Origin of the sequence: Frankia sp. CcI49, assembly GCF_001983215.1 — a bacterium.
Taxonomy (GTDB): domain Bacteria; phylum Actinomycetota; class Actinomycetes; order Frankiales; family Frankiaceae; genus Parafrankia; species Parafrankia irregularis.
The window spans coordinates 205792-225250 of the sequence record NZ_MOWP01000017.1; the positions used below are offsets into that span (position 1 = coordinate 205792).

Consider the following 19459-nt stretch of genomic DNA (forward strand, 5'->3'; position numbering starts at 1 on the left):
GGACAATCTCACGCCTACGGCCCGGCAGGATGCACCTGCCGGGCCGGGACACCGACCCGGGCTGTGAGGGACCACGGGCCGGTGCTGCGTCAGCGCTTGCTGTACTGAGGCGCCTTACGGGCCTTCTTGAGGCCGTACTTCTTGCGCTCCTTGATCCGGGCATCCCGGGTCAGGAAGCCGGCCTTCTTGAGCGCCGGGCGGGACTCCTCATCGGCGACGATCAGCGCCCGGGCGATGGCCAGGCGCAGCGCGCCCGCCTGCCCCGACACGCCGCCGCCGTGCAGGATGGCCACCACGTCGAAGGACTCGGCCCGCTCCAGGATCTTCAGCGGCTCGTTCACGAGCTGCTGGTGGACCTTGTTCGGGAAGTACTCCTCGAGCGTGCGCCCGTTGAGGCTCCAGTTGCCCGTCCCCGGGAGCAGCCGCACCCGGACGACGGCTTCCTTGCGCCGCCCGGTGGCGCGGGGGTTACCCTGGGCGTCGGTCACGACAGCCACGTCGCGTTCCTTCCTTGTCTGAAACCAGAACCGCGACTACTGCGCGACCTGCTTGATCTCGTAGGGGACCGGCTGCTGGGCCTGGTGCGGGTGCGTCGGCCCCGCGTAGACCTTCAGCTTGCTGCCCTGCGCACGACCGAGGCGGTTGTGCGGCAGCATCCCACGGATCGCCCGCTCGACGATCACGTGCGGGCGCGTGTCGAGCAGCTCGCCGTAGGAGGTGCTGCGCAGACCGCCCGGGAAGCCCGAGTGCCGGTGGTACTGGGCCTGCTCGCGCTTGTTGCCGGTCATCGCGACCTTGCCGGCGTTGATGACGACGACGAAGTCACCGGTGTCGATGTGCGGGGCGAAGTACGGCTTGTGCTTGCCGCGCAGGAGCTGGGCAGCCTGGCTGGCCAGCCGACCGAGCACGACGTCGGTGGCATCGATGACGTGCCACGCGCGCTGTACGTCCGCGGGCTTGGGCTGGTACGTGCGCACAGGTCTGCCTTCTCGTTCGGACGATCTCGCGGGGAGATCGTCGGGGTGTCGCCAGCTTGTGCTCCGCGGGGCGCGAAACACCGCGGAGCGAGGTGCACTGCCAGAAGTATGGGCTGACCTCAGCACCATGAGTCCATCAGCATGGAGTTAATCAGCACGCAGTTGAGCATGACCTGATCGACCGGGCTGATCCGCACGAGGCTGGAGGTCCGCAGCAGTCTTTGAGGTTACCAGGCGATCGGTCGTACCGGACCGCAGGCCCCCTCGACAACGCATGCGAGGGCACCGCGGCCGCACACATCTTCCGAGCAGCGCCCCGACATGGGCATATGCCGCGTTCGGATATTCTCACCCGATCCAGCCGGACGCGTCTGAACCGCGCGCGAGGGTCGAGAACTGCTCCGCAGCCGAGGCCCGACCCGTCACGACAGCGACGACGACATCGGGACGCCTCGCCGGCTGCGGGCCTGGGGGGATCAGTGAGGAGGGCACATGCCACCCGAACCCGCGGACAACGACTCGTTCACAGTGGCCGGCGGCCCGCCCTACCCGGGACCCACGCCACAGGCGGCTCCTGTGCCCGGCCCGGGCCCGTCGGATCCCGGCTCGCCCGGTCCGTTCGGCTCGCCCGTTCCGTTCGACCTGTCCGGGCAGCCCGGCCAGTCCGGGCCTGACGACGGCGCGCCGCCGACCGGCGGCTGGACCCCACCGGTCGATGACCCGCTCTTCGGTCCCATGCCGACCTACGCGACCGGGGCCTATCCCCTCGCCGGCCAGCAGCAGGGGGGCTACCCGGTCGCCGCGTATCCGCCCGCGGGCGCCCGGCCCGACCAGGTCGCAGCGGGCTGGCCGGGCGCGGAGCCCTCCTCCGGCGGCATCCGGATCGGGCCGCCGACCGGCGGCCAGCCGGTGGCCGGCGGCCAGCCGGTGGCCGGCGGCGCGGGCCCTGAGCAGACGACGGGCTATTCCTTCCATCTCCGGGCCGCGACCAGCCCGCTGCCGACGCTGCCAGAGCGTCCCGCGGCTCCTGACGGTGCGACCACCGCGGACCTGTCACCCGCCGCCGGGCGGCCGGCCAGTGCGGACGAGGCCTTCGACGGGCCGGAATCGGAGCATCCGACCGGCCCACTCGCCATCCCCGCGGCCACGCCCTACCCCGAGGACGAACCGCGCCCGCGCCCCCGCAGCGCCGGCGGCGGCGAGGCACCCGTGGCGGACGGCCGCGGCGACGCCTCAGGGCGGGCCAGGCCAGCCCGCCTGCAGGTCGCGCTGAGCCGCCAGCGGGCCGCCCAGGATGCCCAGTACGACCAGCACGGCCCGAACGGCCCGAACGGCCCGAACGCGCGGGACGACGAGGAAGAACCCGAGGAGCCGTCGGAGGCGGCCGGCCGATTCCGGATCCCGGCGGAGTACGCGCCGACGCGGCGGCGCCCCCGCGCTCTGGTCGCCGTGGCGACCGCAGTCGTGCTCACCCTCGTCGCCGCGGTCGCGGTGGTCATGCTGACCAGGGGCGACACCTCGGCCACCGAGGACCCCCGGCCCGCGACCCCGACCGTCGACCCGAACTTCATCAACAGCGCCAGCTCCGACTCCCGGCCGGTGGGTTCGAACGAGTTCTTCCCGGACAAGGAGGTCACCGTCCAGGGGCGGACGTACACCCGGATCGCCGGCAGTGTCGTCGACGGCTGCCCGGACCTGACCGGAGAGCTCACCACCGCGCTCAAGGACGGCAGGTGCACCCAACTCGTCCGGGCGTTGTACCTGAGCACGCCGGCGGCCGGCGAGAAGCAGGTGCTCGCGGGGATGTCCGTGTTCGTGCTGGACGAGCAGAGCACCGCGCAGTCCTCGGCCACCATCGCGGCTGAGCGCAGGGGCGGCGTCGCGCCGCTGCCGATCCCGGAGGGTTCGGTGCGCGACGCGCGGATCACCGGCCCGAACGGGGACAACTCGTGGCGCGCCGCGATCGCGAGTGGCCACTACATGATCCTCACCCAGCTCGCCTATGTCGACGGCAGCCAGGGCGCGGCCGACGACGTTCCGCTGCGCAGCGCCATCACCGATCTGGGCCTGATCGCCAAGGAGCCCATCGCCCAGCGCATGGTCACCGGCAGCGCGGGCAGCAGCGGCGCCGGCAGCAGCAGTGGCGCCGGAGGCACTGCCCCGACCGGGACCGTGTCACCCACGCCGGCTCCGACAGCGAGCGCCAGCGCCCGCTGAGCGGCCCGTGCCAGCCAGGCGGCGCGCAGCCCCGGCAGCCCTGCCGGGGCGCGCCCGGCAACATGCAGGTGTCAGCCCGACGCGGACGTCGGGACGCGCACCGCTCGGGTCACCTGGGCCCGGGCGGCGAGCAGAGCGTCCGGCGGGTACCTGACCTCGACCAGTGTCAGGCCGTGGGCGGGCAGCACCGTGACCCCGGAATCACGCACGCCCCGGCCGAGCACGGCGGCCGCCCACTCCGGTCGGTGGCGGCCTTCTCCAACCGCCACGAGCGCCCCGACCAGCGCGCGCACCATCGAGTGGCAGAACGCGTCCGCCTCGACATCGGCCTGGATGACGCCCTCCACTCGGGAGACATCCAGGCGCAGCAGGGTCCGCACCGTCGTCGCACCCTCCCGTCGTCGACAGAACGCGGCGAAGTCGTGCTCCCCCAGCAGCAGCAACGCGGCCTCGGCCATCGCGGGGACGTCCAGCGGGCGCGGCGTGGCCAGAGTGTCGAACCGACGCAGCGGATCCGCCCCGAACGGCGCGTCGGTGATCCGGTAGACGTACCGGCGGGACAACGCGGAGAACCGGGCGTCGAAGCCCGGCGGGGCGGGAGCGAGACCCTTCACCCGGACGGCGCGGTCGAGCACGCCGTTGAGCCTGCGGGCGAGCCCGCCGACGGGAGTGCCCGCGGGAAGGTCGACGTGCGCCACCTGGCCGATCGCGTGCACACCGGAGTCGGTGCGGCCCGCGACCGTGAGCCGGACCGCTGGCAGCCTCGCCACCCGCATCAGCGCGTCCTCGACGTCGCCCTGTACGGTGCGCTGACCCGGCTGGCGCGCCCAGCCGGCGAAGGGCGTGCCGTCGTAGGCGAGGTCCAGCCGTAGTCGGAGCAGTCCGTCGGCCGGGTTCATGAGCGGGCCTCCCCCCTGTGCAACCGTCGGGAGCATCGTCGCGGACTTCTGGCTCACAGAGCTCCCTCAGGAGCTCCACCAGCGGCAGAGCAGAAGCCCGCCGCCCCATGGGCGACGGGCTTCTGCTGTTACGAACGAACCTGCGCTGCGCGCTCAGCTCTCCGGCTTCGCGTCGCCCTGCGTCTCGGAGGACACGGCCTCGGGTGCGGTGTCGGCGGCCTGTGCCTCGGCCGCGACCGCGGCGGCGGTCGGCGACTCGTTCTTCAGGTCGTCGGCCGCCTCGGCGGTCGCACCGGTCGGCGCCTTGCGGGCCGCGAACCGGGTACCGCGGGCGCGCTCGGCCTCCGCGACCGCCGACTGGCCGACGGTCAGCGCCTCGACCAGCTCGATGCGCGCCATCGGAGCGGCGTCGCCACGGCGCGGGCCCAGCTTCACGATGCGGGTGTAGCCACCGTTGCGGTCCGCGTAGCGCGGGCCGATCTCCGTGAAGAGGGTGTGGACGACCGAGTTGTTCCGGACGACCCGCATGACCCTGCGCCGTGCGTGCAGGTCACCGCGCTTCGCGTGGGTGACCAGGCGCTCGGCGTAGGGACGCAGCCGGCGCGCCTTGGCCTCAGTGGTCGTGATGCCACCGTGCTCGAACAGCGCGGTGGCGAGGTTGGCCAGCAGCAGCCGCTCATGTGCGGGACTACCGCCGAGCCGGGCGCCCTTGGTTGGCGTGGGCATGATGGGTGCTCCTCGTTCCTTTCGCTGTTCTCCGGGCGCCGCCGGGAAGCACGGCTGGGCTCCCGGTCGACGTACGCCCGGGGCTCCGACCGAATCGGGGCCCCGGGGCGCACGGTCGGATCAGTACTGTTCGGTCTCGACGAACTCGCGACCGTCGTCGGACGGGTCGGAGAACGACGGGTTGTACGTGTCGGTGCCGTAGGTGTCGACCGCCTGACGCGGGTCGAACCCGGGCGGGGAGTCCTTGAGCTGCAGGCCCATGGCACCCAGCTTCGTCTTCACCTCGTCGATCGACTTCTGCCCGAAGTTGCGGATGTCGAGCAGATCCGCCTCGCTGCGGGACACCAGCTCACCGATGGTGTGGATGCCCTCGCGCTTGAGGCAGTTGTAGGAGCGGACGGTCAGGTCCATCTCCTCGATCGGCAGCGCCAGGTCGGCGGCCAGGGCGGCGTCCGCCGCGGACGGGCCGATGTCGACGCCCTCCGCCTCGGCGTTGAGCTCCTGAGCCAGCCCGAACAGGCCGACGAGGGTCTTACCGGCGCTGGCCATCGCATCCCGCGGCGAGATCGACTGCTTGGTCTCGACGTCGACGATGAGCCGGTCGAAGTCCGTGCGCTGCTCGACACGGGTCGCCTCGACCTTGTAGGTGACCTTCAGCACCGGCGAGTAGATCGAGTCGATCGGAATGCGCCCGATCTCCTGGCCAGGCTGCTTGTTCTGCGCGGCGCTGACATAGCCACGGCCCCGCTCGACGGTCAGCTCGATCTCGAGCTTGCCCTTGTCGTTGAGGGTGGCCAGGTGCAGGTCGGGGTTGTGCACCTCGACGCCGGCCGGCGGGGCGATGTCCGCCGCGGTGACGTCACCGGGGCCCTGCTTGCGCAGGTACATCACCGTCGGCTCGTCGTTGTCGGAGCTGACGACCAGTTCCTTCAGGTTCAGGATCAGGTCGGTGACGTCCTCCTTCACCCCGGGGACCGTCGAGAACTCGTGGAGGACACCGTCCACCCGGATGCTCGTCACGGAGGCGCCCGGGATCGAGGACAGCAGCGTGCGGCGCAGCGAGTTCCCGAGGGTGTAGCCGAAGCCCGGCTCCAGAGGCTCGATCACGAAACGTGACCGGAACTCCGTGATCGGATCCTCGACGAGGGTGGGACGCTGAGCGATCAGCATGAGATCTTCCTTCCGGACACGGCGACCGCCATATGACGCCGTGGAAGCCCCCAACGGGGGTTGACACAGGGACATCGGTCCATCCCCGTGCCTGTCAACAGTACGCCCGGTCGCCAACAGGCCGGGACAAGCCCCCGGACCGGGTGCCGACGCGAATCCGGCGCCGGCACAGGGCCGGCGCCGGATCTCACGACTACTTCGAGTAAAGCTCGACGATCAGCTGCTCCTGCACCTGGGTGTCGATCACCTGGCGCGCGGGCAGCGAGTGGACGAGCAGCCGCATCTGGCTCGGGATGGCCTCGATCCACGGCGGGACGGTACGCCCGGTCCCCGCGGTCTCACGGGCCACGATGAACGGCGTGAGCTCACGCGACTTCGGCGCGATCTCAACGATGTCGTTCTCGGTGACCCGGTAGCTCGGGATGTCGACCTTGCGCCCGTTGACCTGCACGTGACCGTGCCGGACAGCCTGGCGCGCGGCGTCGCGGGACGGCGCGAAGCCACCCCGGTAAACCACGTTGTCGAGCCGGGACTCGAGGATCTTCAGCAGCTCGTCACCGGTCTTGCCGGCACGGCGGTTCGCCTCGTCGTAGTAGCCCCGGAACTGCTTCTCCAGGACGCCGTAGATGCGCGCGCACTTCTGCTTCTCGCGCTTCTGGAGCAGGTACTCGGAGTCCTTGGTGCGCCCGCGGCCGTGCTCGCCCGGCGGGTACGGCCGGATCTCGATCGGGCACTTCGGGGTCTCGCACTTGCTGCCCTTGAGGAACAGCTTCGTCTTCTCGCGGCGGCAACGCTTGCAGTCCGCGCCGGTGTAACGGGCCATGCTCGTCCTTCTCTCTCGTATCCCTGGCGCGGAGCTCAGACCCGGCGACGCTTCGGCGGGCGGCAGCCGTTGTGCGGGGTGGGGGTGACGTCCTGGATCGCGCCGACTTCCAGGCCAGCGGCCTGCAGCGAACGGATCGCGGTCTCCCGGCCGGAGCCGGGGCCCTTGACGAAGACGTCAACCTTGCGCATCCCGTGCTCCTGCGCCTTGCGGGCCGCGTTCTCAGCGGCCATCTGCGCGGCATACGGGGTGGACTTGCGGGAGCCCTTGAAGCCGACGTGGCCGGCCGAGGCCCAGGAGATCACGTTGCCACTGGGGTCCGTGATCGAGACGATCGTGTTGTTGAACGTGCTCTTGATGTGAGCGTGCCCGTGGGCGACGTTCTTCTTTTCCTTGCGCCGGACTTTCTTGACGCCGGCGGCGCGTGTCTTGGGAGGCATAACCCGTGGTCTCCGTCTACGAGGTCGTCGGTCAGCGGTCGTGACGCCCGGGCCGGCGCGAAAGCGAAAGTGGCCCGAGCGGAACCGATGACTACTTCTTGCCGGCCTTCTTCTTCCCGGCGATGGCGCGGCGCGGGCCCTTGCGGGTACGCGCGTTGGTGTGCGTCCGCTGGCCGTGGACGGGAAGGTTGCGGCGGTGACGGAGACCCTGGTAGCAGCCGATCTCCATCTTGCGGCGAATGTCCTGCTTGATCTCGCGGTTGAGGTCACCCTCGACGCGGTAGTTCGCGTCGATCCACTCCCGGAGCTTCTGGACCTCTTCGTCGGTGAGGTCGCGAACCCGGGTGTCCGGGTTGACGCCGGTGGCGGCGAGAGTCTCCTTGGAACGGCTACGGCCGATCCCGAAGATGTAGGTCAGTGCGATCTCGACCCGCTTCTCGCGGGGAAGGTCGACACCTGACAGGCGTGCCATGACGCGATGGTTCCTTCCTGCATCCGGAGGTCTCGGGCGACACCCTCCTCGCCGGGACGACCACACCTTGACGGCGAAAATCAGCCCGTAGTCGACGAGGCCCCGGCCTCCGACCGGGGGTGGAACCGCATGATGCGGTCTGGTGTCGCTTCTGCTGGCAGGCTGCGAACCTGCCGGTTGTCGGCGGCGAGCTCAGGCCCGCCGCCAGTGAGCGTTTTCCATCTCGAGGTGCACGGCCATGGGGCCGCAGCGCCGGGTCGACGACGGAAAACGCCCAGTCATCAGCCCTGGCGCTGCTTGTGACGCAGGTTGTCGCAGATGACCATGACACGCCCGTGACGGCGGATCACCTTGCACTTGTCGCAGATCTTCTTGACGCTCGGCTTGACCTTCACGGCCGCGAGAACCTCCACACGCAGCTGTGGGCCGCGCTTGCTGGTGGGATGACGACTACTTGTAGCGGTAGACGATGCGACCGCGGGACAGGTCGTATGGCGAGAGCTCCACCACCACCCGGTCCTCCGGGAGGATACGGATGTAGTGCTGGCGCATCTTGCCACTGATGTGGGCGAGAACGCGATGACCGTTCTGGAGCTCCACCCGGAACATCGCGTTCGGGAGCGGCTCCACTACTCGGCCTTCGATCTCGATGGCCCCGTCCTTCTTCGGCATGTCCTCCGCTGTCCTGACGTCGACGCTTGGGATGACGGACCCTGCCCCTGATGGACCCTGACCCGTATGGACCGGCGCCGCACCCCAGAGAGCACCACGCGAGATCATCGCGCCAGGTCACCGCGCGGGCTCGCCGTGTGAACGACGAACACCGACAACGCTTGAGACCGTCGACTCCTGAGTGTACGTGCCCGGCCCGTCAAGGGCCAACAGGGGGCCCGCCGACCTCAGCCCGCGCCCTCGTGACCGTCGACCATCCCGGGGCCACCAACCCGTCGAGGCGTCCGCGAGCCGTGGCGTCCCGGCGGCCGCGCGGCGTCGGCCGGGGCGTCAGCCGGTCGGGGCGTCAGCCGGCTGGCCGCAGGCCACACCGAGCGCGGCGAAGCGCGCCACGCCGCCATCCGGCTCGGTCAGGACCCACGGCCCACGCGGAGTCACCGCCACCGAGTGTTCGGTGTGGGCAGCGAGCGACCCATCCTTCGTCGCGACCGTCCACTCGTCCGAGAGAATCACCGTGTCCGGCGAACCGAGAGTGATCATCGGCTCGATGGCCAGCGCCACCCCCTCGACCAGCTTCAGGCCACGCCCAGGCCGGCCGTAGTTCAGCACGTGCGGCGGCTGGTGCATCTCCGTGCCGATGCCGTGACCGCCGTAGTGGTCCACGATGCCGTAGCCATGCGGGGTGATGTGGCGCTCCACCGCGTTGCTGATGTCGGTCAGCCTGCCGCCGAGCTGGGCGGCCGCCAGGCCCCGCCACAGCGCCTCGTCACAGACCCGCAGCATGTCGAGCACCTCGGGGGCCACCTCGCCGACGGGGACGGTGATCGCCGAGTCTCCGTGCCAGCCGTCGACGATCGCTCCGCAGTCGATCGAGACGATGTCACCCTCGCGCAGCACCCGCCGCCGGCTCGGGATCGCATGCACGACCTCGTTGTTCACCGAGCTGCAGATCGACGCGGGGTAGGGCGGGTGGGCGTAGCCCTTGAAGGACGGAATGCCGCCGTCGGCCCGGATCGTCTTCTCCGCGAGTTCGTCCAGATCGGCCGTGGTAACCCCGGGCGCGACCGCTTCCCGCAGCTTGGCCAGGGTTTTCGCGACGAGCAGCCCGGCCACCCGCATCTTGGCGATCTCAGATGCCGTCTTGATCTGGACATGCTCTCGTCGTGCCACGGTCTGACCGGTCCCGTCCTCAGTAGTGTTCGCCCTGTTCAGCAACCCAGCCGAGCCGTCAGTCCCACTGGGGGCGTGCCGCCACGGGGCAGGGCCGGTGGGCCCTGGCCGGCCGGCTCGGCTCCGCAGGCCTGGTCATCGCCTCCCGGCGCCGGGAGGCGAGCCAGGCCCCGCGGAAACTGGCTTCCGCGCCGACAGGCCCCACCTCTTCCTCGACGATAACCGCCCGGAGCCGCCGCGACGTGGCCGCGGTCGAGTCCGGGCCGCCCGGTTCGTGACCAGGCGCCCCGCGCAGGTGCCGACTGCTCCAGCCCGAGCAGTCGGCCCGCTCATCCGCCGGCAGGGTCCGCCGACGCGGATCAGTCGGCACAGTGGCGTCAGTCGGCGCAGTGGGGTCAGTCGGCGTAGTGGCGCAGCGCGTCCAAGGCGCGATCGGTCACGTTGTCCACCGGCCCGGTCGCGTCGATACCGATGAGAACGCCCTTGGCCGCGTAGTAGGCGACGAGTGGAGCTGTCTGCTCCGCGTACACCTCCAGGCGGTGGCGAACGGTCTCCGAACGGTCGTCGTCCCGCTGGAACAGCTCACCCGAGCAGCGGTCGCAGACCCCTTCGTCGCGGGGCGGATCGAAGTCGAGATGCCAGATGTGCCCGCAGTTGCGGCAGGTGCGACGACCGGAGAGCCGGCGCACCACCTCGTCGTCGTCGACGACGAGCTCAAGCACGACGTCGAGGCGGGTGCCCATCTCGTCCAGCATGCCGCCGAGCACCTCGGCCTGCGGCACGTTGCGGGGGAAGCCGTCCAAGAGGAAGCCCTTGACCGCGTCGTCCTCGGCGAGCCGGTTGCGCACCATACCGATGGTGATCTCGTCGGGGACGAGGTCACCGGCATCCATGTAGGTCTTCGCCAGGACACCCAGCTCGGTGCCTTCGCGCACGTTCGCCCGGAAGATGTCACCGGTCGAGATCTTCGGAATGGACCTCGCCTGGGCTATGAAGGCGGCCTGCGTTCCCTTACCTGCACCGGGCGGTCCGACCAGTACGAGGCGCACTACCGGAGGAATCCTTCGTAGTTGCGCAGCATCAGCTGGCTTTCAATCTGTTTCACGGTTTCCAGCCCCACTCCCACCATGATCAGCACCGACGTACCAGCGAACGGGAAGGGCTGGTCCTTGGTCAGGTTGAGAAGCGCCAACGGCAACACCGTGATGACCCCCAGGAACAACGAGCCAGGGAGGGTGATGCGGGACAGCACGTGGTCCAGGTATTCGGCCGTCGGGCGGCCGGGCCGGATCCCCGGGATGAACCCGCCGTACTTCTTCATGTTGTCCGCGACCTCCGTCGGATTGAAGGTGATCGCGACGTAGAAGTACGTGAAGAAGATGATCAGCGCGCCGTAGGCCACGAGATAGAGCGGGTGGTCGCCGCGGGAGAGGTAGCGCTGCTCGAAATCCTGGAATGTCTGGTTGCTCCACACCTGGCCCAGCAGCTGCGGGAGCTGAAGGAGCGACGAGGCGAAGATGACCGGGATGATGCCGGCCTGGTTCACCTTGATCGGCAGATAGGTAGAGGTCCCGCCGTACATGCGGCGCCCGATGAGGCGCTTCGCGTACTGGACGGGGATCCGACGCTGCGACTGCTCGACGAAGATGACGAACACGACGATCGCGAGGCCCAGCAGGATCACCAGGCCGAAGACGAGGCCGCCGGCGACCTGGAGGATGCGCCCGCCCTGCGAGGGCAGCTGCGCGGCGATCGAGGTGAAGATCAGCAGCGACATGCCGTTACCCACGCCGCGGGCCGTGATCAGCTCGCCCATCCACATGATGACCGACGTGCCGGCGGTCATCGTGATCACGATGGTGGCGATACGGAAGAGGCTGGTGTCCGGAATGATGGCGGCGCTGCAGCTCGGGAAGAGCCGACCGCTGCGCGCCAGCGCCACGATGCCGGTGGCCTGCAGAACCCCCAGCGCGATCGTCAGATAACGGGTGTACTGAGTGAGCTTTTGCTCACCCGAACTGCCTTCCTTCTTCAGCTGCTCAAGCCGCGGGATGACCACGACGAGCAGCTGGATGATGATGCTCGACGTGATGTACGGCATGATGCCGAGCGCGAAGACCGACAGCTGCAGGAGTGCGCCACCGCTGAACAGGTTGATCAGCGAGTAGACGTTGCTGCTGTCCTCGCTGGCCGCATCCAGACAGGAGTTCACCGCCGCTGTGGAGACGCCGGGCGACGGCATGACGCTGCCCAGCCGGAACAGGACGACGATGCCTGCGGTAAAGAGCAGCTTCTTCCGCAGGTCGGGCGTGCGGAAGGCCCGCGTGAAGGCGGTGAGCACGTCTCCTCCTGCTGTTCCTACGGCTGACGGGACGGCGCGGCGTTTGGTGCAGATCTCCGGCGGCCCTGGAAGCAGACCGTACGCGGTGAGGCGACTCTAACAGCACCTGAGGCTCACTCGTCCGGACATCACGCGCGGTAGGCACTGGTGTACCGGGATCCCGGTGCGCAAACCACTGCCAAACCACGCCAAGCCCAAACCACTGCCGAGCCGGCGTGTGCCGGTATCCGTACAGTGGCCTGTCCTGCCCGGGTCACGCGGCGAGATGTGCTTACAACCACCTCGCCGCGCGGCCCGGCAAAGCACGAACGCCTCGGGACGGGCGTGGGTACGCCCGTCCCGAGGCGCTGTCAGACCTGGGTGACGCTGCCGCCGGCGGCCTCGATCTTCTGCTTGGCCGAGCCGGAGAAAGCGTGCGCGGTGACCTGAACGGCCACGCCGATCTCCCCGTCGCCGAGGACCTTCACCAACGACTTCGAGCGGACGGCGCCGGCGGCCACCAGCTCGTCGACGCCGACCGTGCCACCCTCGGGGAACAGCTCCTCGATCGTGGCGACGTTCACCACCTGGTACTCGGTACGGAAACGGTTACGGAAGCCCTTCAGCTTCGGAACCCGCATATGCAGTGGCATCTGGCCACCCTCGAAGCGGGCCGGAACCTGCTTACGGGCCTTGGAACCCTTCGTACCACGCCCCGCGGTCTTTCCCTTGGAGCCCTCACCGCGGCCCACCCGCTGCTTCTTCTTGTGGGCACCAGGCGCCGGGCGAAGGTGATGGACCTTCAGCCCGAGCGCACGGGGCTCCTGGGCACCGGCGGAATCCGCCTTCTCGAGCGTCTGCTCGGCCATCAGGAGTCCACCTCCTCGACCCGCACGAGATGGGTCACGGTAGCGATCATCCCACGAACCTCGGGACGATCCTCACGAACAGTGCTGCCGTTGATACGGCGCAGGCCCAGCGTCCGCAGCGTCTCACGCTGGTTGCGGGTTCCGCCGATCTCGGAGCGGATCTGGGTGATGCGCAGCTTCGCCATTACGCACCGACCCCAGCCGCCCGCGCGCGAAGCATAGCCGGCGGAGCGACGTCCTCCAGCGGCAGCCCACGACGAGCGGCGATCTCCTCAGGCCGCATCAGCCCGCGCAGCGCCGCGACGGTCGCGTGCACGATGTTGATCGGGTTCGAGGACCCCAGCGACTTCGACAGCACGTCGTGCACACCGGCGCACTCCAGCACCGCACGCACCGGGCCACCGGCGATGACACCGGTACCCGGCGAGGCCGGCTTGAGCAGCACGACACCGGCGGCGTCCTCACCCTGCACCGGGTGCGGGATGGTGGAGCCGATCCGCGGAACCTTGAAGAAGTGCTTCTTGGCCTCCTCGACCCCCTTGGCGATAGCCGCCGGGACCTCCTTGGCCTTGCCGTAGCCGACGCCGACGGTCCCGTCCGCGTCACCGACGACGACGAGCGCCGTGAAGCTGAAGCGGCGCCCGCCCTTCACGACCTTCGCCACCCGGTTGATGGCGACGACCCGCTCGACATAAGCGGTCTTCTCCTGCGCCGGGCCACCGCCCGAACGGTCGCGGCGCTCGCGGCGGTCGGAACCGCCGGAGCCGCCTCCGCGGCGCTGCTGGCCTGGCATCTAGAACATCTCCCTAGTAGCTGTGGTCATCAGAAGTTCAGCCCGCCTTCGCGGGCCGCGTCCGCCAACGCGGCGATCCGGCCGTGGTAGGTGCGACCACCGCGGTCGAACACCACGGCCTCGATCCCGGCGGCGCGGGCACGCTCCGCGACGAGGCGGCCGACCTCGCGGGCCTTGGCGCTCTTGTCTCCCTCGGAGGCGCGCAGACCGTCCTCCAGCGTGGAGGCCGAGGCCAACGTGTGCCCGGCGACGTCGTCGATGACCTGGGCGTAGATGTGCCGCGAGGACCGGGTGACGACGAGACGCGGGCGGACCGGGGTGCCCGACACCTTCTTGCGCACACGAACGTGGCGGCGGAGCTTGGCCGTCCGCCGACGCGCGCTGGCGCTGAGGCTCACTGCCATGTCTGTCTACCTACTTCCCGGTCTTCCCGACCTTGCGGCGAACGACCTCGCCCTGGTAGCGCACGCCCTTGCCCTTGTAGGGGTCCGGCTTGCGCAGCCCGCGAATCTTGGCGGAGACCTCGCCGACCAGCTGCTTGTCGATGCCGTGCACGACGAAGCGGGTCGGGGCCTGCACCTCGAACCGGATGCCCTCGGGCGCCTTCACCGGAACCGGGTGGCTGTAGCCGAGAGCGAACTCCAGATCCGAGCCCTTGGCCTGGACTCGGTAACCGACACCGACGATCTCCAGCGTCTTGGAGTAACCGGTGGTGACCCCGACGACCATGTTGGAGACGAGCGTCCGGGTGAGGCCGTGCAGAGCGCGGCTACGCCGCTCGTCGTTGGGCCGGCTGACGACGATCTGACCGTCCTCGCGGGCGACCTCGATCGGCTCGACGACAGTGTGACTCAGGGTCCCCTTGGGGCCCTTCACCGTCACCGTCGGGCCATCGAGAGTCACCTCGACGCCGCTGGGAACACTGATGGGCTGGCGCCCGATCCGTGACATCGTTCGCCTTCCTTACCAGACGTAGGCGAGGACTTCCCCGCCCACGCCCCGCTTGCCGGCCTGCCTGTCGGTCAGCAGCCCCGACGAGGTAGAGATGATTGCGACACCCAGGCCGCCAAGGACCTTCGGCAGATTCGTCGACTTCGCGTAGACGCGCAGACCCGGCTTGCTGATCCGCTTCACGCCCGCGATGGAACGCTCCCGGTTCGGGCCGTACTTGAGGTCGACGATCAGAGTCCTGCCGACCGCGCCCGGCGGTGCGTCCTCGACGTGCCAGCCGGTGATGTAACCCTCCTGCTGGAGGATCTCGGCGATGTGAGTCTTGATCTTGCTGTGCGGCATCACCACCCGGTCGTGATAAGCCCGGTTGGCGTTGCGGACACGGGTGAGCATGTCCGCGATCGGATCAGTCATCGTCATGGCTTGACGCCTTTCTCACGGCGGTTCCCGGTGCTCGCACCGGAGCCGGTCGGGCCTACCGCGATCGTGTGGGTACTACCAGGAGCCCCGGGTAACCCCCCGGGAGCTCCTTCCAACTGCCCTGAGCTCCGTCTACTACCAGGAGCTCTTGGTGACGCCCGGCAGCTCGCCCCGGTGGGCCATCTGCCGCAGGCACACCCGGCACAGCCCGAACACCCGGTAGACCGAGCGCGGGCGGCCACACCGCTGGCAGCGGGTGTAGCCACGCACGGCGTACTTGGGCTTGCGGGCGGCCTTCTCGACCAGCGCCTTCTTCGCCATCTCTCAGCTCTCCCGGAACGGGAAGCCCAGCGCGCGCAGCAGCGCCCGGCCCTCGTCGTCGTTGGTCGCGGTGGTCACGACCGTGATGTCCATACCGCGGACCYGGTCGATCTTGTCGATGTCGATCTCGTGGAAGATCGACTGCTCGGTCACACCGAACGTGTAGTTGCCCGCGCCGTCGAACTGCTTGGGCGACAGCCCGCGGAAGTCGCGAATGCGGGGCAGCGCGATCGAGACCAGGCGGTCGAGGAACTCCCACATCCGGTCACCGCGCAGGGTCACCTTCGCCCCGATTGGCTGGCCCTCGCGCAGCTTGAACTGGGCGATCGACTTCTTGGCCCGACGGATCGCCGGCTTCTGGCCGGTGATGGCCGTGAGGTCCCGGGTGGCTCCGTCGATCAGCTTCGCGTCCCGGGCGGCGTCGCCGACACCCATGTTGACGACGACCTTCACCACGCCTGGGATCTGCATGACGTTGCCGTAGGAGAACTGCTCCCGCAGAGCCGGGGAGATCTCCTCGCGGTACCGCTGCTTCAGCCGAGGGACCGGCCGGGCTTCCGTGGTCACACTCATGTCTCGTTTCCTAGCCTTGCGCCGGGGGCCTAGAGCTCGGCACCGGTGCGGCGCGAGATCCGGACCTTGGTGCCGTCCTCGTTGATGCGGTAACCGACACGGGTCGGCTTGCCATCCGACGGATCGACGATCATCACGTTGCTCACGTGGATCGGCGCTTCCTGGGTGACGATTCCCCCGGACTGCGAGCCACGTGCGCTCTGCTGGACCCGGGTGTGCTTCGTGATCCGGTTCGCGCCCTCGACGACGACCTTGTTCTGGTCGGGGAGAGCCCGGATGACCTTGCCCTTGAGGCCCCGGTCCTTGCCAGTGATGATCTGGACCGTGTCGCCCTTCTTAATCTTCAAACCGGCCACGGTCTAGAGCACCTCCGGCGCCAGCGAAATAATCTTCATGAAACGCTTGTCCCGCAGCTCACGGCCGACCGGGCCGAAAATGCGGGTACCGCGGGGGTCTCCCCCGTCTCGGATGAGGACCGCCGCGTTCTCGTCGAACCGGATGTAGGAGCCGTCCGGCCGCCGCCGCTCCTTGGTGGTGCGCACCACGACCGCCTTGACCACGTCGCCGCGCTTCACGCCGGCGCCGGGCAGGGCGTCCTTCACCGTTCCGACGATGATGTCGCCGATCCCCGCGTAACGACGCCCAGAGCCGCCGAGAACCCGGATGCACAGAATCTCCCTGGCTCCGGTGTTGTCGGCGACCCGAAGTCGCGACTCCTGCTGAATCACTTTCCGCTCCTGATCACCCGTTGCCGCCGTTGCAATCCCTCGTACGAGGCGATGAGGGCCGCCTGTGGTGCGGCACCGCCTCGCGCCGGCACCCGGCCGGCCGTCCCCGTGGTCACGGCACCCTCGGGGCCGGATCCGGCGAGAGAATCCGGATCACTGCCGGGCCGATCACCGCCGGGCTGTGGTGGCGCGCGCCGATCACGACCCGCGCCACCACTGCCATCAGGCCGCCTCGGACCTACTTGGCCTTCTCGAGGACCTCGACGACCCGCCAGCGCTTGGTGGCCGACAGGGGCCGCGTCTCCATCAGCAGAACGCGGTCGCCGACACCGACGGTGCCGGCCTCGTCGTGCGCCTTGACCCTCTTCGTACGACGGATCGTCTTGCCGTAGAGCGGGTGCTGGACCCGGTCCTCGACCGCGACGACAACCGTCTTCTCCATCTTGTCGCTGATCACCAGACCCTCACGCACCTTGCGGAAACCCCGCGCGGCGGCCTCGTCGGTGGCGGCAGCGGTGGTGCTGCTTTCCGTGCTCACTTCTTCTCCGCTCACTGCGCTCACGCCCGATCCGTGCCGGCGTCGTCCAACGCGACGGCCGGGTCATCGCTCAGCCCGAGCTCACGCTCGCGCATAACCGTGTAGATCCGCGCGATGTCCTGACGGATGTCGCGCAGCCGCCGGTTGTTGCGCAGCTGACCAGTCGCGGCCTGGAACCGGAGGTTGAACAGCTCCTCCTTGGCCTCCCGCAACTTGTCCACCAGCTCGCCGGCGGACAGGGCGCGCAGATCGTCCGCTGTCGTGACGGCCATCAGGCACCACCCTCACGGGTCACGAAACGGCACTTCATCGGCAGCTTGTGGATGGCGCGGCGCATCGCCTCACGGGCGACGGGCTCCTGGACACCGGACAGCTCGAACATGATGCGTCCGGGCTTGACGTTGGCAACCCACCACTCCGGCGAGCCCTTACCGGAACCCATCCGGGTCTCGGCCGGCTTCTTGGTCAGCGGACGGTCCGGGTAGATGTTGATCCAGACCTTTCCACCACGCCGGATGTGCCGGGTCATCGCGATACGCGCCGACTCGATCTGCCGGTTCGTCACGTAGGCCGGCTCCAAGGCCTGGATCGCGTACTCGCCGAAGGCGATCCTCGTGCCGCCCTTGGCCGCGCCCGTCCGCTTGGGGTGGTGCTGCTTGCGGTGCGCGACCTTCCGGGGAATGAGCATGTTTCCTAACCCTCCGCCTTCTCCGGCGCGCCCTGGGCCTCGGCGACCACCGGGGCCGACGTCACCTCGGGCGCGACCGCCTCGGGCGCCGCCGGGCTGGCCGGCGTGCTCTCGGTCGCGGTCTTCTCGCCCGAGGTCTTCTCGCCCGACGCCTTCTCCGCCGCTGCGCCACCGGCTCCGCCGCTGCCGCCACGACCGCGGCGCTCACCCGCGCGGGCAGCCGCCCGGCCGGCGTCCGTACCGCCCTGCGTGGTGCCCGACGAACCCGAGCGCGGGCCACGGCGCGGACGGTCGCGACGCTGCTGACGAAGCAGCGCCTCCTGCGCCTCCCGCTCCGCGCGGCTCTGGACGACGTCGCCCTTGTAGATCCAGACCTTCACGCCGATGCGGCCGAAGTTCGTCCTGGCCTCGTAGAAGCCGTAGTCGATGTCCGCACGCAGCGTGTGCAGCGGCACCCGGCCCTCGCGGTAGAACTCCGACCGGCTCATCTCGGCGCCGCCCAGGCGGCCCGAGCACTGAACCCGGATGCCCTTCGCGCCGCCCTTCATCGCCGACTGCATCGCCTTGCGCATCGCCCGCCGGAAGCTGACCCGGCTGGACAGCTGCTCGGCGACGCCCTGGGCGACGAGCTGCGCGTCGGTCTCGGGGTTCTTGACCTCGAGGATGTTGAGCTGCACCTGCTTGCCGGTGAGCTTCTCCAGGTCACCGCGGATGCGGTCGGCCTCGGCGCCGCGACGACCGATCACGATGCCCGGACGGGCGGTGTGGATGTCCACCCGCAGCCGGCCCTGGGTGCGCTCGATGTCGACGCGGCTGATGCCGGCCCGCTCCATACCGCGGGACATCATCTTGCGGATCTTGACGTCCTCACCGACGTACGCCTTGTACTGCTTGTCGGCGTACCAGCGGGAGGTGAACTCCGACGTGATGCCAAGTCGGAACCCGTGCGGGTTTACCTTCTGCCCCACTACCGGGCCCTCCTTGTCGTCCTGGCGCCGGCGCCCGTCGCGACCGGTTCCCGGCTCTCCACCACGACCGTGATGTGGCTGGTGCGCTTACGGATCCGGTACGCACGGCCCTGCGCGCGGGGCCGGATGCGCTTGAGCGTCGGCCCCTCGTCGACGTAGGCGGCGCTGATCCACAGCGTCGCCGGGTCCAGGGAGTGGTTGTTCTCGGCGTTCGCCACCGCGCTCGCGACGACCTTGTAGACGTCGGTGCTCGCGGCCTGCGGGGCGAACCGCAGGATGTCGAGCGCCTCGCCGGCCGCCCGGCCGCGGACCAGGTCGACGACCCGGCGCGCCTTGGTCGGGGAGGTGTGGACGTACCGGGCGGTCGCCTTGGCTCCGGGCAGGCCGGCGCGGGTCAGGCCCTCGACGAGGTCGTCAGCCACGACGTGACCTCCGGTCCTCCTTGACGTGCCCGCGGAACGTGCGCGTCGGGGCGAACTCGCCAAGCTTGTGGCCGACCATGCCCTCGGTGATGAACACCGGGACGTGCTTGCGGCCGTCGTGCACGGCGATGGTGTGGCCCAGCATGTCGGGGATCACGGTCGAGCGTCGCGACCAGGTCCTGATGACGTGCTTGGTGCCCTTCTCGTTCTGGGCGTCCACCTTCTTGAGCAGGTGGTCGTCGACGAACGGGCCCTTCTTAAGACTGCGTGGCATGGCTGTGTCTCCTCCTTCCTGCTCAGTG

Annotated in this window: 30 protein-coding genes; 1 reads left to right on the plus strand and 29 read right to left on the minus strand. The window is 69.4% G+C overall.

Going from position 1 to position 19459, the window contains the following annotated elements; genetic code table 11:
- Positions 1-89 precede the first annotated feature (89 nt).
- Complete coding sequence (rpsI, locus tag CcI49_RS16195) at positions 90-497, minus strand: 30S ribosomal protein S9 (protein WP_006541567.1); 408 nt, start codon at positions 495-497, stop codon at positions 90-92.
- 36 nt (positions 498-533) lie between these two features.
- Positions 534-977, minus strand: a complete 444-nt coding sequence (rplM, locus tag CcI49_RS16200) for a 50S ribosomal protein L13 (protein ID WP_006541566.1) — start codon at positions 975-977, stop codon at positions 534-536.
- Positions 978-1469: 492 nt separating this feature from the next.
- On the opposite strand from rplM, the gene CcI49_RS16205 reads away from it, so the two are divergent.
- The gene (locus CcI49_RS16205) at positions 1470-3194 is read left to right on the plus strand and encodes a hypothetical protein (RefSeq protein WP_076827555.1); all 1725 of its coding nucleotides are present in this window, start codon (positions 1470-1472) and stop codon (positions 3192-3194) included.
- Between the two features lie 71 nt (positions 3195-3265).
- On the opposite strand, the gene truA is transcribed toward CcI49_RS16205, so the two are convergent.
- The 27 genes from truA to rpsS all read right to left on the minus strand — a co-directional run bounded on the left by truA (position 3266) and on the right by rpsS (position 19431).
- Positions 3266-4093, minus strand: a complete 828-nt coding sequence (gene truA, locus CcI49_RS16210) for a tRNA pseudouridine(38-40) synthase TruA (protein ID WP_054570443.1) — start codon at positions 4091-4093, stop codon at positions 3266-3268.
- 153 nt (positions 4094-4246) lie between these two features.
- Positions 4247-4819, minus strand: coding sequence for a 50S ribosomal protein L17 (rplQ, locus tag CcI49_RS44445; protein WP_054570442.1), 573 nt, complete (start codon positions 4817-4819; stop codon positions 4247-4249).
- Positions 4820-4939: 120 nt separating this feature from the next.
- Complete coding sequence (locus CcI49_RS16220; protein WP_006541562.1) at positions 4940-5989, minus strand: DNA-directed RNA polymerase subunit alpha; 1050 nt, start codon at positions 5987-5989, stop codon at positions 4940-4942.
- A 193-nt stretch (positions 5990-6182) separates the two neighbouring features.
- Entirely contained in the window at positions 6183-6812 is a 630-nt protein-coding gene (rpsD, locus tag CcI49_RS16225; protein WP_006541561.1) for a 30S ribosomal protein S4, read from the minus strand.
- 35 nt (positions 6813-6847) lie between these two features.
- Positions 6848-7252 (minus strand): 30S ribosomal protein S11, encoded by a 405-nt coding sequence (rpsK, locus tag CcI49_RS16230; protein ID WP_006541560.1) that lies wholly within the window; start codon positions 7250-7252, stop codon positions 6848-6850.
- Between the two features lie 91 nt (positions 7253-7343).
- Positions 7344-7724 carry a 30S ribosomal protein S13 gene (gene rpsM, locus CcI49_RS16235; RefSeq protein ID WP_006541559.1) on the minus strand — a complete coding sequence of 127 codons (381 nt, stop codon included), beginning with the start codon at positions 7722-7724 and terminating at the stop codon, positions 7344-7346.
- 281 nt (positions 7725-8005) lie between these two features.
- Positions 8006-8119 (minus strand): 50S ribosomal protein L36, encoded by a 114-nt coding sequence (rpmJ, locus tag CcI49_RS16240; RefSeq protein ID WP_003956441.1) that lies wholly within the window; start codon positions 8117-8119, stop codon positions 8006-8008.
- A gap of 55 nt (positions 8120-8174) precedes the next feature.
- A complete protein-coding gene (infA, locus tag CcI49_RS16245; RefSeq protein WP_006541558.1) occupies positions 8175-8396 on the minus strand; it encodes a translation initiation factor IF-1 in 222 nt (73 codons plus the stop codon).
- 330 nt (positions 8397-8726) lie between these two features.
- Complete coding sequence (gene map / locus CcI49_RS16250) at positions 8727-9566, minus strand: type I methionyl aminopeptidase (RefSeq protein WP_054570441.1); 840 nt, start codon at positions 9564-9566, stop codon at positions 8727-8729.
- Positions 9567-9961: 395 nt separating this feature from the next.
- Positions 9962-10615 carry an adenylate kinase gene (locus CcI49_RS16255; RefSeq protein WP_006539153.1) on the minus strand — a complete coding sequence of 218 codons (654 nt, stop codon included), beginning with the start codon at positions 10613-10615 and terminating at the stop codon, positions 9962-9964.
- On the minus strand, positions 10615-11907 hold the full coding sequence (gene secY / locus CcI49_RS16260) for a preprotein translocase subunit SecY (RefSeq protein WP_054570440.1): 1293 nt from the start codon (positions 11905-11907) through the stop codon (positions 10615-10617). The genes CcI49_RS16255 and secY overlap by 1 nt, the downstream gene beginning before the upstream one ends.
- A gap of 350 nt (positions 11908-12257) precedes the next feature.
- Positions 12258-12755 carry a 50S ribosomal protein L15 gene (gene rplO, locus CcI49_RS16265; RefSeq protein WP_006539151.1) on the minus strand — a complete coding sequence of 166 codons (498 nt, stop codon included), beginning with the start codon at positions 12753-12755 and terminating at the stop codon, positions 12258-12260.
- Positions 12755-12940 (minus strand): 50S ribosomal protein L30, encoded by a 186-nt coding sequence (gene rpmD, locus CcI49_RS16270; RefSeq protein ID WP_006539150.1) that lies wholly within the window; start codon positions 12938-12940, stop codon positions 12755-12757. Before rpmD ends, rplO begins: the two co-directional genes overlap by 1 nt.
- Positions 12940-13548, minus strand: a complete 609-nt coding sequence (gene rpsE / locus CcI49_RS16275) for a 30S ribosomal protein S5 (protein ID WP_006539149.1) — start codon at positions 13546-13548, stop codon at positions 12940-12942. The genes rpmD and rpsE overlap by 1 nt, the downstream gene beginning before the upstream one ends.
- Before the next feature lie 29 nt (positions 13549-13577).
- Positions 13578-13952 (minus strand): 50S ribosomal protein L18, encoded by a 375-nt coding sequence (gene rplR / locus CcI49_RS16280; protein WP_054570439.1) that lies wholly within the window; start codon positions 13950-13952, stop codon positions 13578-13580.
- A 10-nt stretch (positions 13953-13962) separates the two neighbouring features.
- Positions 13963-14499 (minus strand): 50S ribosomal protein L6, encoded by a 537-nt coding sequence (gene rplF, locus CcI49_RS16285; protein WP_054570438.1) that lies wholly within the window; start codon positions 14497-14499, stop codon positions 13963-13965.
- 12 nt (positions 14500-14511) lie between these two features.
- Positions 14512-14919: a 30S ribosomal protein S8 gene (gene rpsH, locus CcI49_RS16290; RefSeq protein WP_054570437.1), complete on the minus strand. Its 408-nt coding sequence runs from the start codon at positions 14917-14919 to the stop codon at positions 14512-14514.
- Between the two features lie 135 nt (positions 14920-15054).
- A complete protein-coding gene (locus CcI49_RS16295) occupies positions 15055-15240 on the minus strand; it encodes a type Z 30S ribosomal protein S14 (RefSeq protein WP_006539145.1) in 186 nt (61 codons plus the stop codon).
- Between the two features lie 3 nt (positions 15241-15243).
- Entirely contained in the window at positions 15244-15813 is a 570-nt protein-coding gene (gene rplE, locus CcI49_RS16300; RefSeq protein ID WP_076827557.1) for a 50S ribosomal protein L5, read from the minus strand.
- Between the two features lie 29 nt (positions 15814-15842).
- Positions 15843-16160, minus strand: coding sequence for a 50S ribosomal protein L24 (gene rplX, locus CcI49_RS16305; protein WP_035950362.1), 318 nt, complete (start codon positions 16158-16160; stop codon positions 15843-15845).
- A gap of 12 nt (positions 16161-16172) precedes the next feature.
- Entirely contained in the window at positions 16173-16541 is a 369-nt protein-coding gene (gene rplN, locus CcI49_RS16310; RefSeq protein ID WP_006539142.1) for a 50S ribosomal protein L14, read from the minus strand.
- A 238-nt stretch (positions 16542-16779) separates the two neighbouring features.
- Positions 16780-17079 (minus strand): 30S ribosomal protein S17, encoded by a 300-nt coding sequence (rpsQ, locus tag CcI49_RS16315; RefSeq protein ID WP_054570435.1) that lies wholly within the window; start codon positions 17077-17079, stop codon positions 16780-16782.
- A gap of 20 nt (positions 17080-17099) precedes the next feature.
- The gene (gene rpmC / locus CcI49_RS16320; protein WP_054570434.1) at positions 17100-17351 is read right to left on the minus strand and encodes a 50S ribosomal protein L29; all 252 of its coding nucleotides are present in this window, start codon (positions 17349-17351) and stop codon (positions 17100-17102) included.
- The gene (gene rplP / locus CcI49_RS16325) at positions 17351-17767 is read right to left on the minus strand and encodes a 50S ribosomal protein L16 (RefSeq protein ID WP_054570433.1); all 417 of its coding nucleotides are present in this window, start codon (positions 17765-17767) and stop codon (positions 17351-17353) included. The genes rpmC and rplP overlap by 1 nt, the downstream gene beginning before the upstream one ends.
- A gap of 5 nt (positions 17768-17772) precedes the next feature.
- Positions 17773-18735, minus strand: a complete 963-nt coding sequence (gene rpsC, locus CcI49_RS16330; RefSeq protein ID WP_054570432.1) for a 30S ribosomal protein S3 — start codon at positions 18733-18735, stop codon at positions 17773-17775.
- On the minus strand, positions 18735-19157 hold the full coding sequence (gene rplV, locus CcI49_RS16335; RefSeq protein WP_054570431.1) for a 50S ribosomal protein L22: 423 nt from the start codon (positions 19155-19157) through the stop codon (positions 18735-18737). The genes rpsC and rplV overlap by 1 nt, the downstream gene beginning before the upstream one ends.
- Complete coding sequence (rpsS, locus tag CcI49_RS16340) at positions 19150-19431, minus strand: 30S ribosomal protein S19 (RefSeq protein ID WP_006539136.1); 282 nt, start codon at positions 19429-19431, stop codon at positions 19150-19152. The genes rplV and rpsS overlap by 8 nt, the downstream gene beginning before the upstream one ends.
- Between the last annotated feature and the right edge of the window lie 28 nt (positions 19432-19459).

Coding starts and splice junctions, on each gene's coding strand:
- rpmD (WP_006539150.1), bottom strand. CDS start 12,940: ATGGCGAAGCTGCGCATCACCCAGATCCGCTCCGAGATCGGCGGAACC.
- CcI49_RS16220 (WP_006541562.1), bottom strand. CDS start 5,989: ATGCTGATCGCTCAGCGTCCCACCCTCGTCGAGGATCCGATCACGGAG.
- rpsK (WP_006541560.1), bottom strand. CDS start 7,252: ATGCCTCCCAAGACACGCGCCGCCGGCGTCAAGAAAGTCCGGCGCAAG.
- rpsH (WP_054570437.1), bottom strand. CDS start 14,919: ATGACGATGACTGATCCGATCGCGGACATGCTCACCCGTGTCCGCAAC.
- CcI49_RS16205 (WP_076827555.1), top strand. CDS start 1,470: ATGCCACCCGAACCCGCGGACAACGACTCGTTCACAGTGGCCGGCGGC.
- rpsD (WP_006541561.1), bottom strand. CDS start 6,812: ATGGCCCGTTACACCGGCGCGGACTGCAAGCGTTGCCGCCGCGAGAAG.
- rpmC (WP_054570434.1), bottom strand. CDS start 17,351: ATGGCCGTCACGACAGCGGACGATCTGCGCGCCCTGTCCGCCGGCGAG.
- rplQ (WP_054570442.1), bottom strand. CDS start 4,819: ATGCCCACGCCAACCAAGGGCGCCCGGCTCGGCGGTAGTCCCGCACAT.
- rplF (WP_054570438.1), bottom strand. CDS start 14,499: ATGTCACGGATCGGGCGCCAGCCCATCAGTGTTCCCAGCGGCGTCGAG.
- infA (WP_006541558.1), bottom strand. CDS start 8,396: ATGCCGAAGAAGGACGGGGCCATCGAGATCGAAGGCCGAGTAGTGGAG.
- truA (WP_054570443.1), bottom strand. CDS start 4,093: ATGAACCCGGCCGACGGACTGCTCCGACTACGGCTGGACCTCGCCTAC.
- rplO (WP_006539151.1), bottom strand. CDS start 12,755: ATGGCCGAGCAGACGCTCGAGAAGGCGGATTCCGCCGGTGCCCAGGAG.
- rplR (WP_054570439.1), bottom strand. CDS start 13,952: ATGGCAGTGAGCCTCAGCGCCAGCGCGCGTCGGCGGACGGCCAAGCTC.
- rpsE (WP_006539149.1), bottom strand. CDS start 13,548: ATGCCAGGCCAGCAGCGCCGCGGAGGCGGCTCCGGCGGTTCCGACCGC.
- rpsS (WP_006539136.1), bottom strand. CDS start 19,431: ATGCCACGCAGTCTTAAGAAGGGCCCGTTCGTCGACGACCACCTGCTC.
- rplP (WP_054570433.1), bottom strand. CDS start 17,767: ATGCTCATTCCCCGGAAGGTCGCGCACCGCAAGCAGCACCACCCCAAG.
- rpsM (WP_006541559.1), bottom strand. CDS start 7,724: ATGGCACGCCTGTCAGGTGTCGACCTTCCCCGCGAGAAGCGGGTCGAG.
- CcI49_RS16295 (WP_006539145.1), bottom strand. CDS start 15,240: ATGGCGAAGAAGGCGCTGGTCGAGAAGGCCGCCCGCAAGCCCAAGTAC.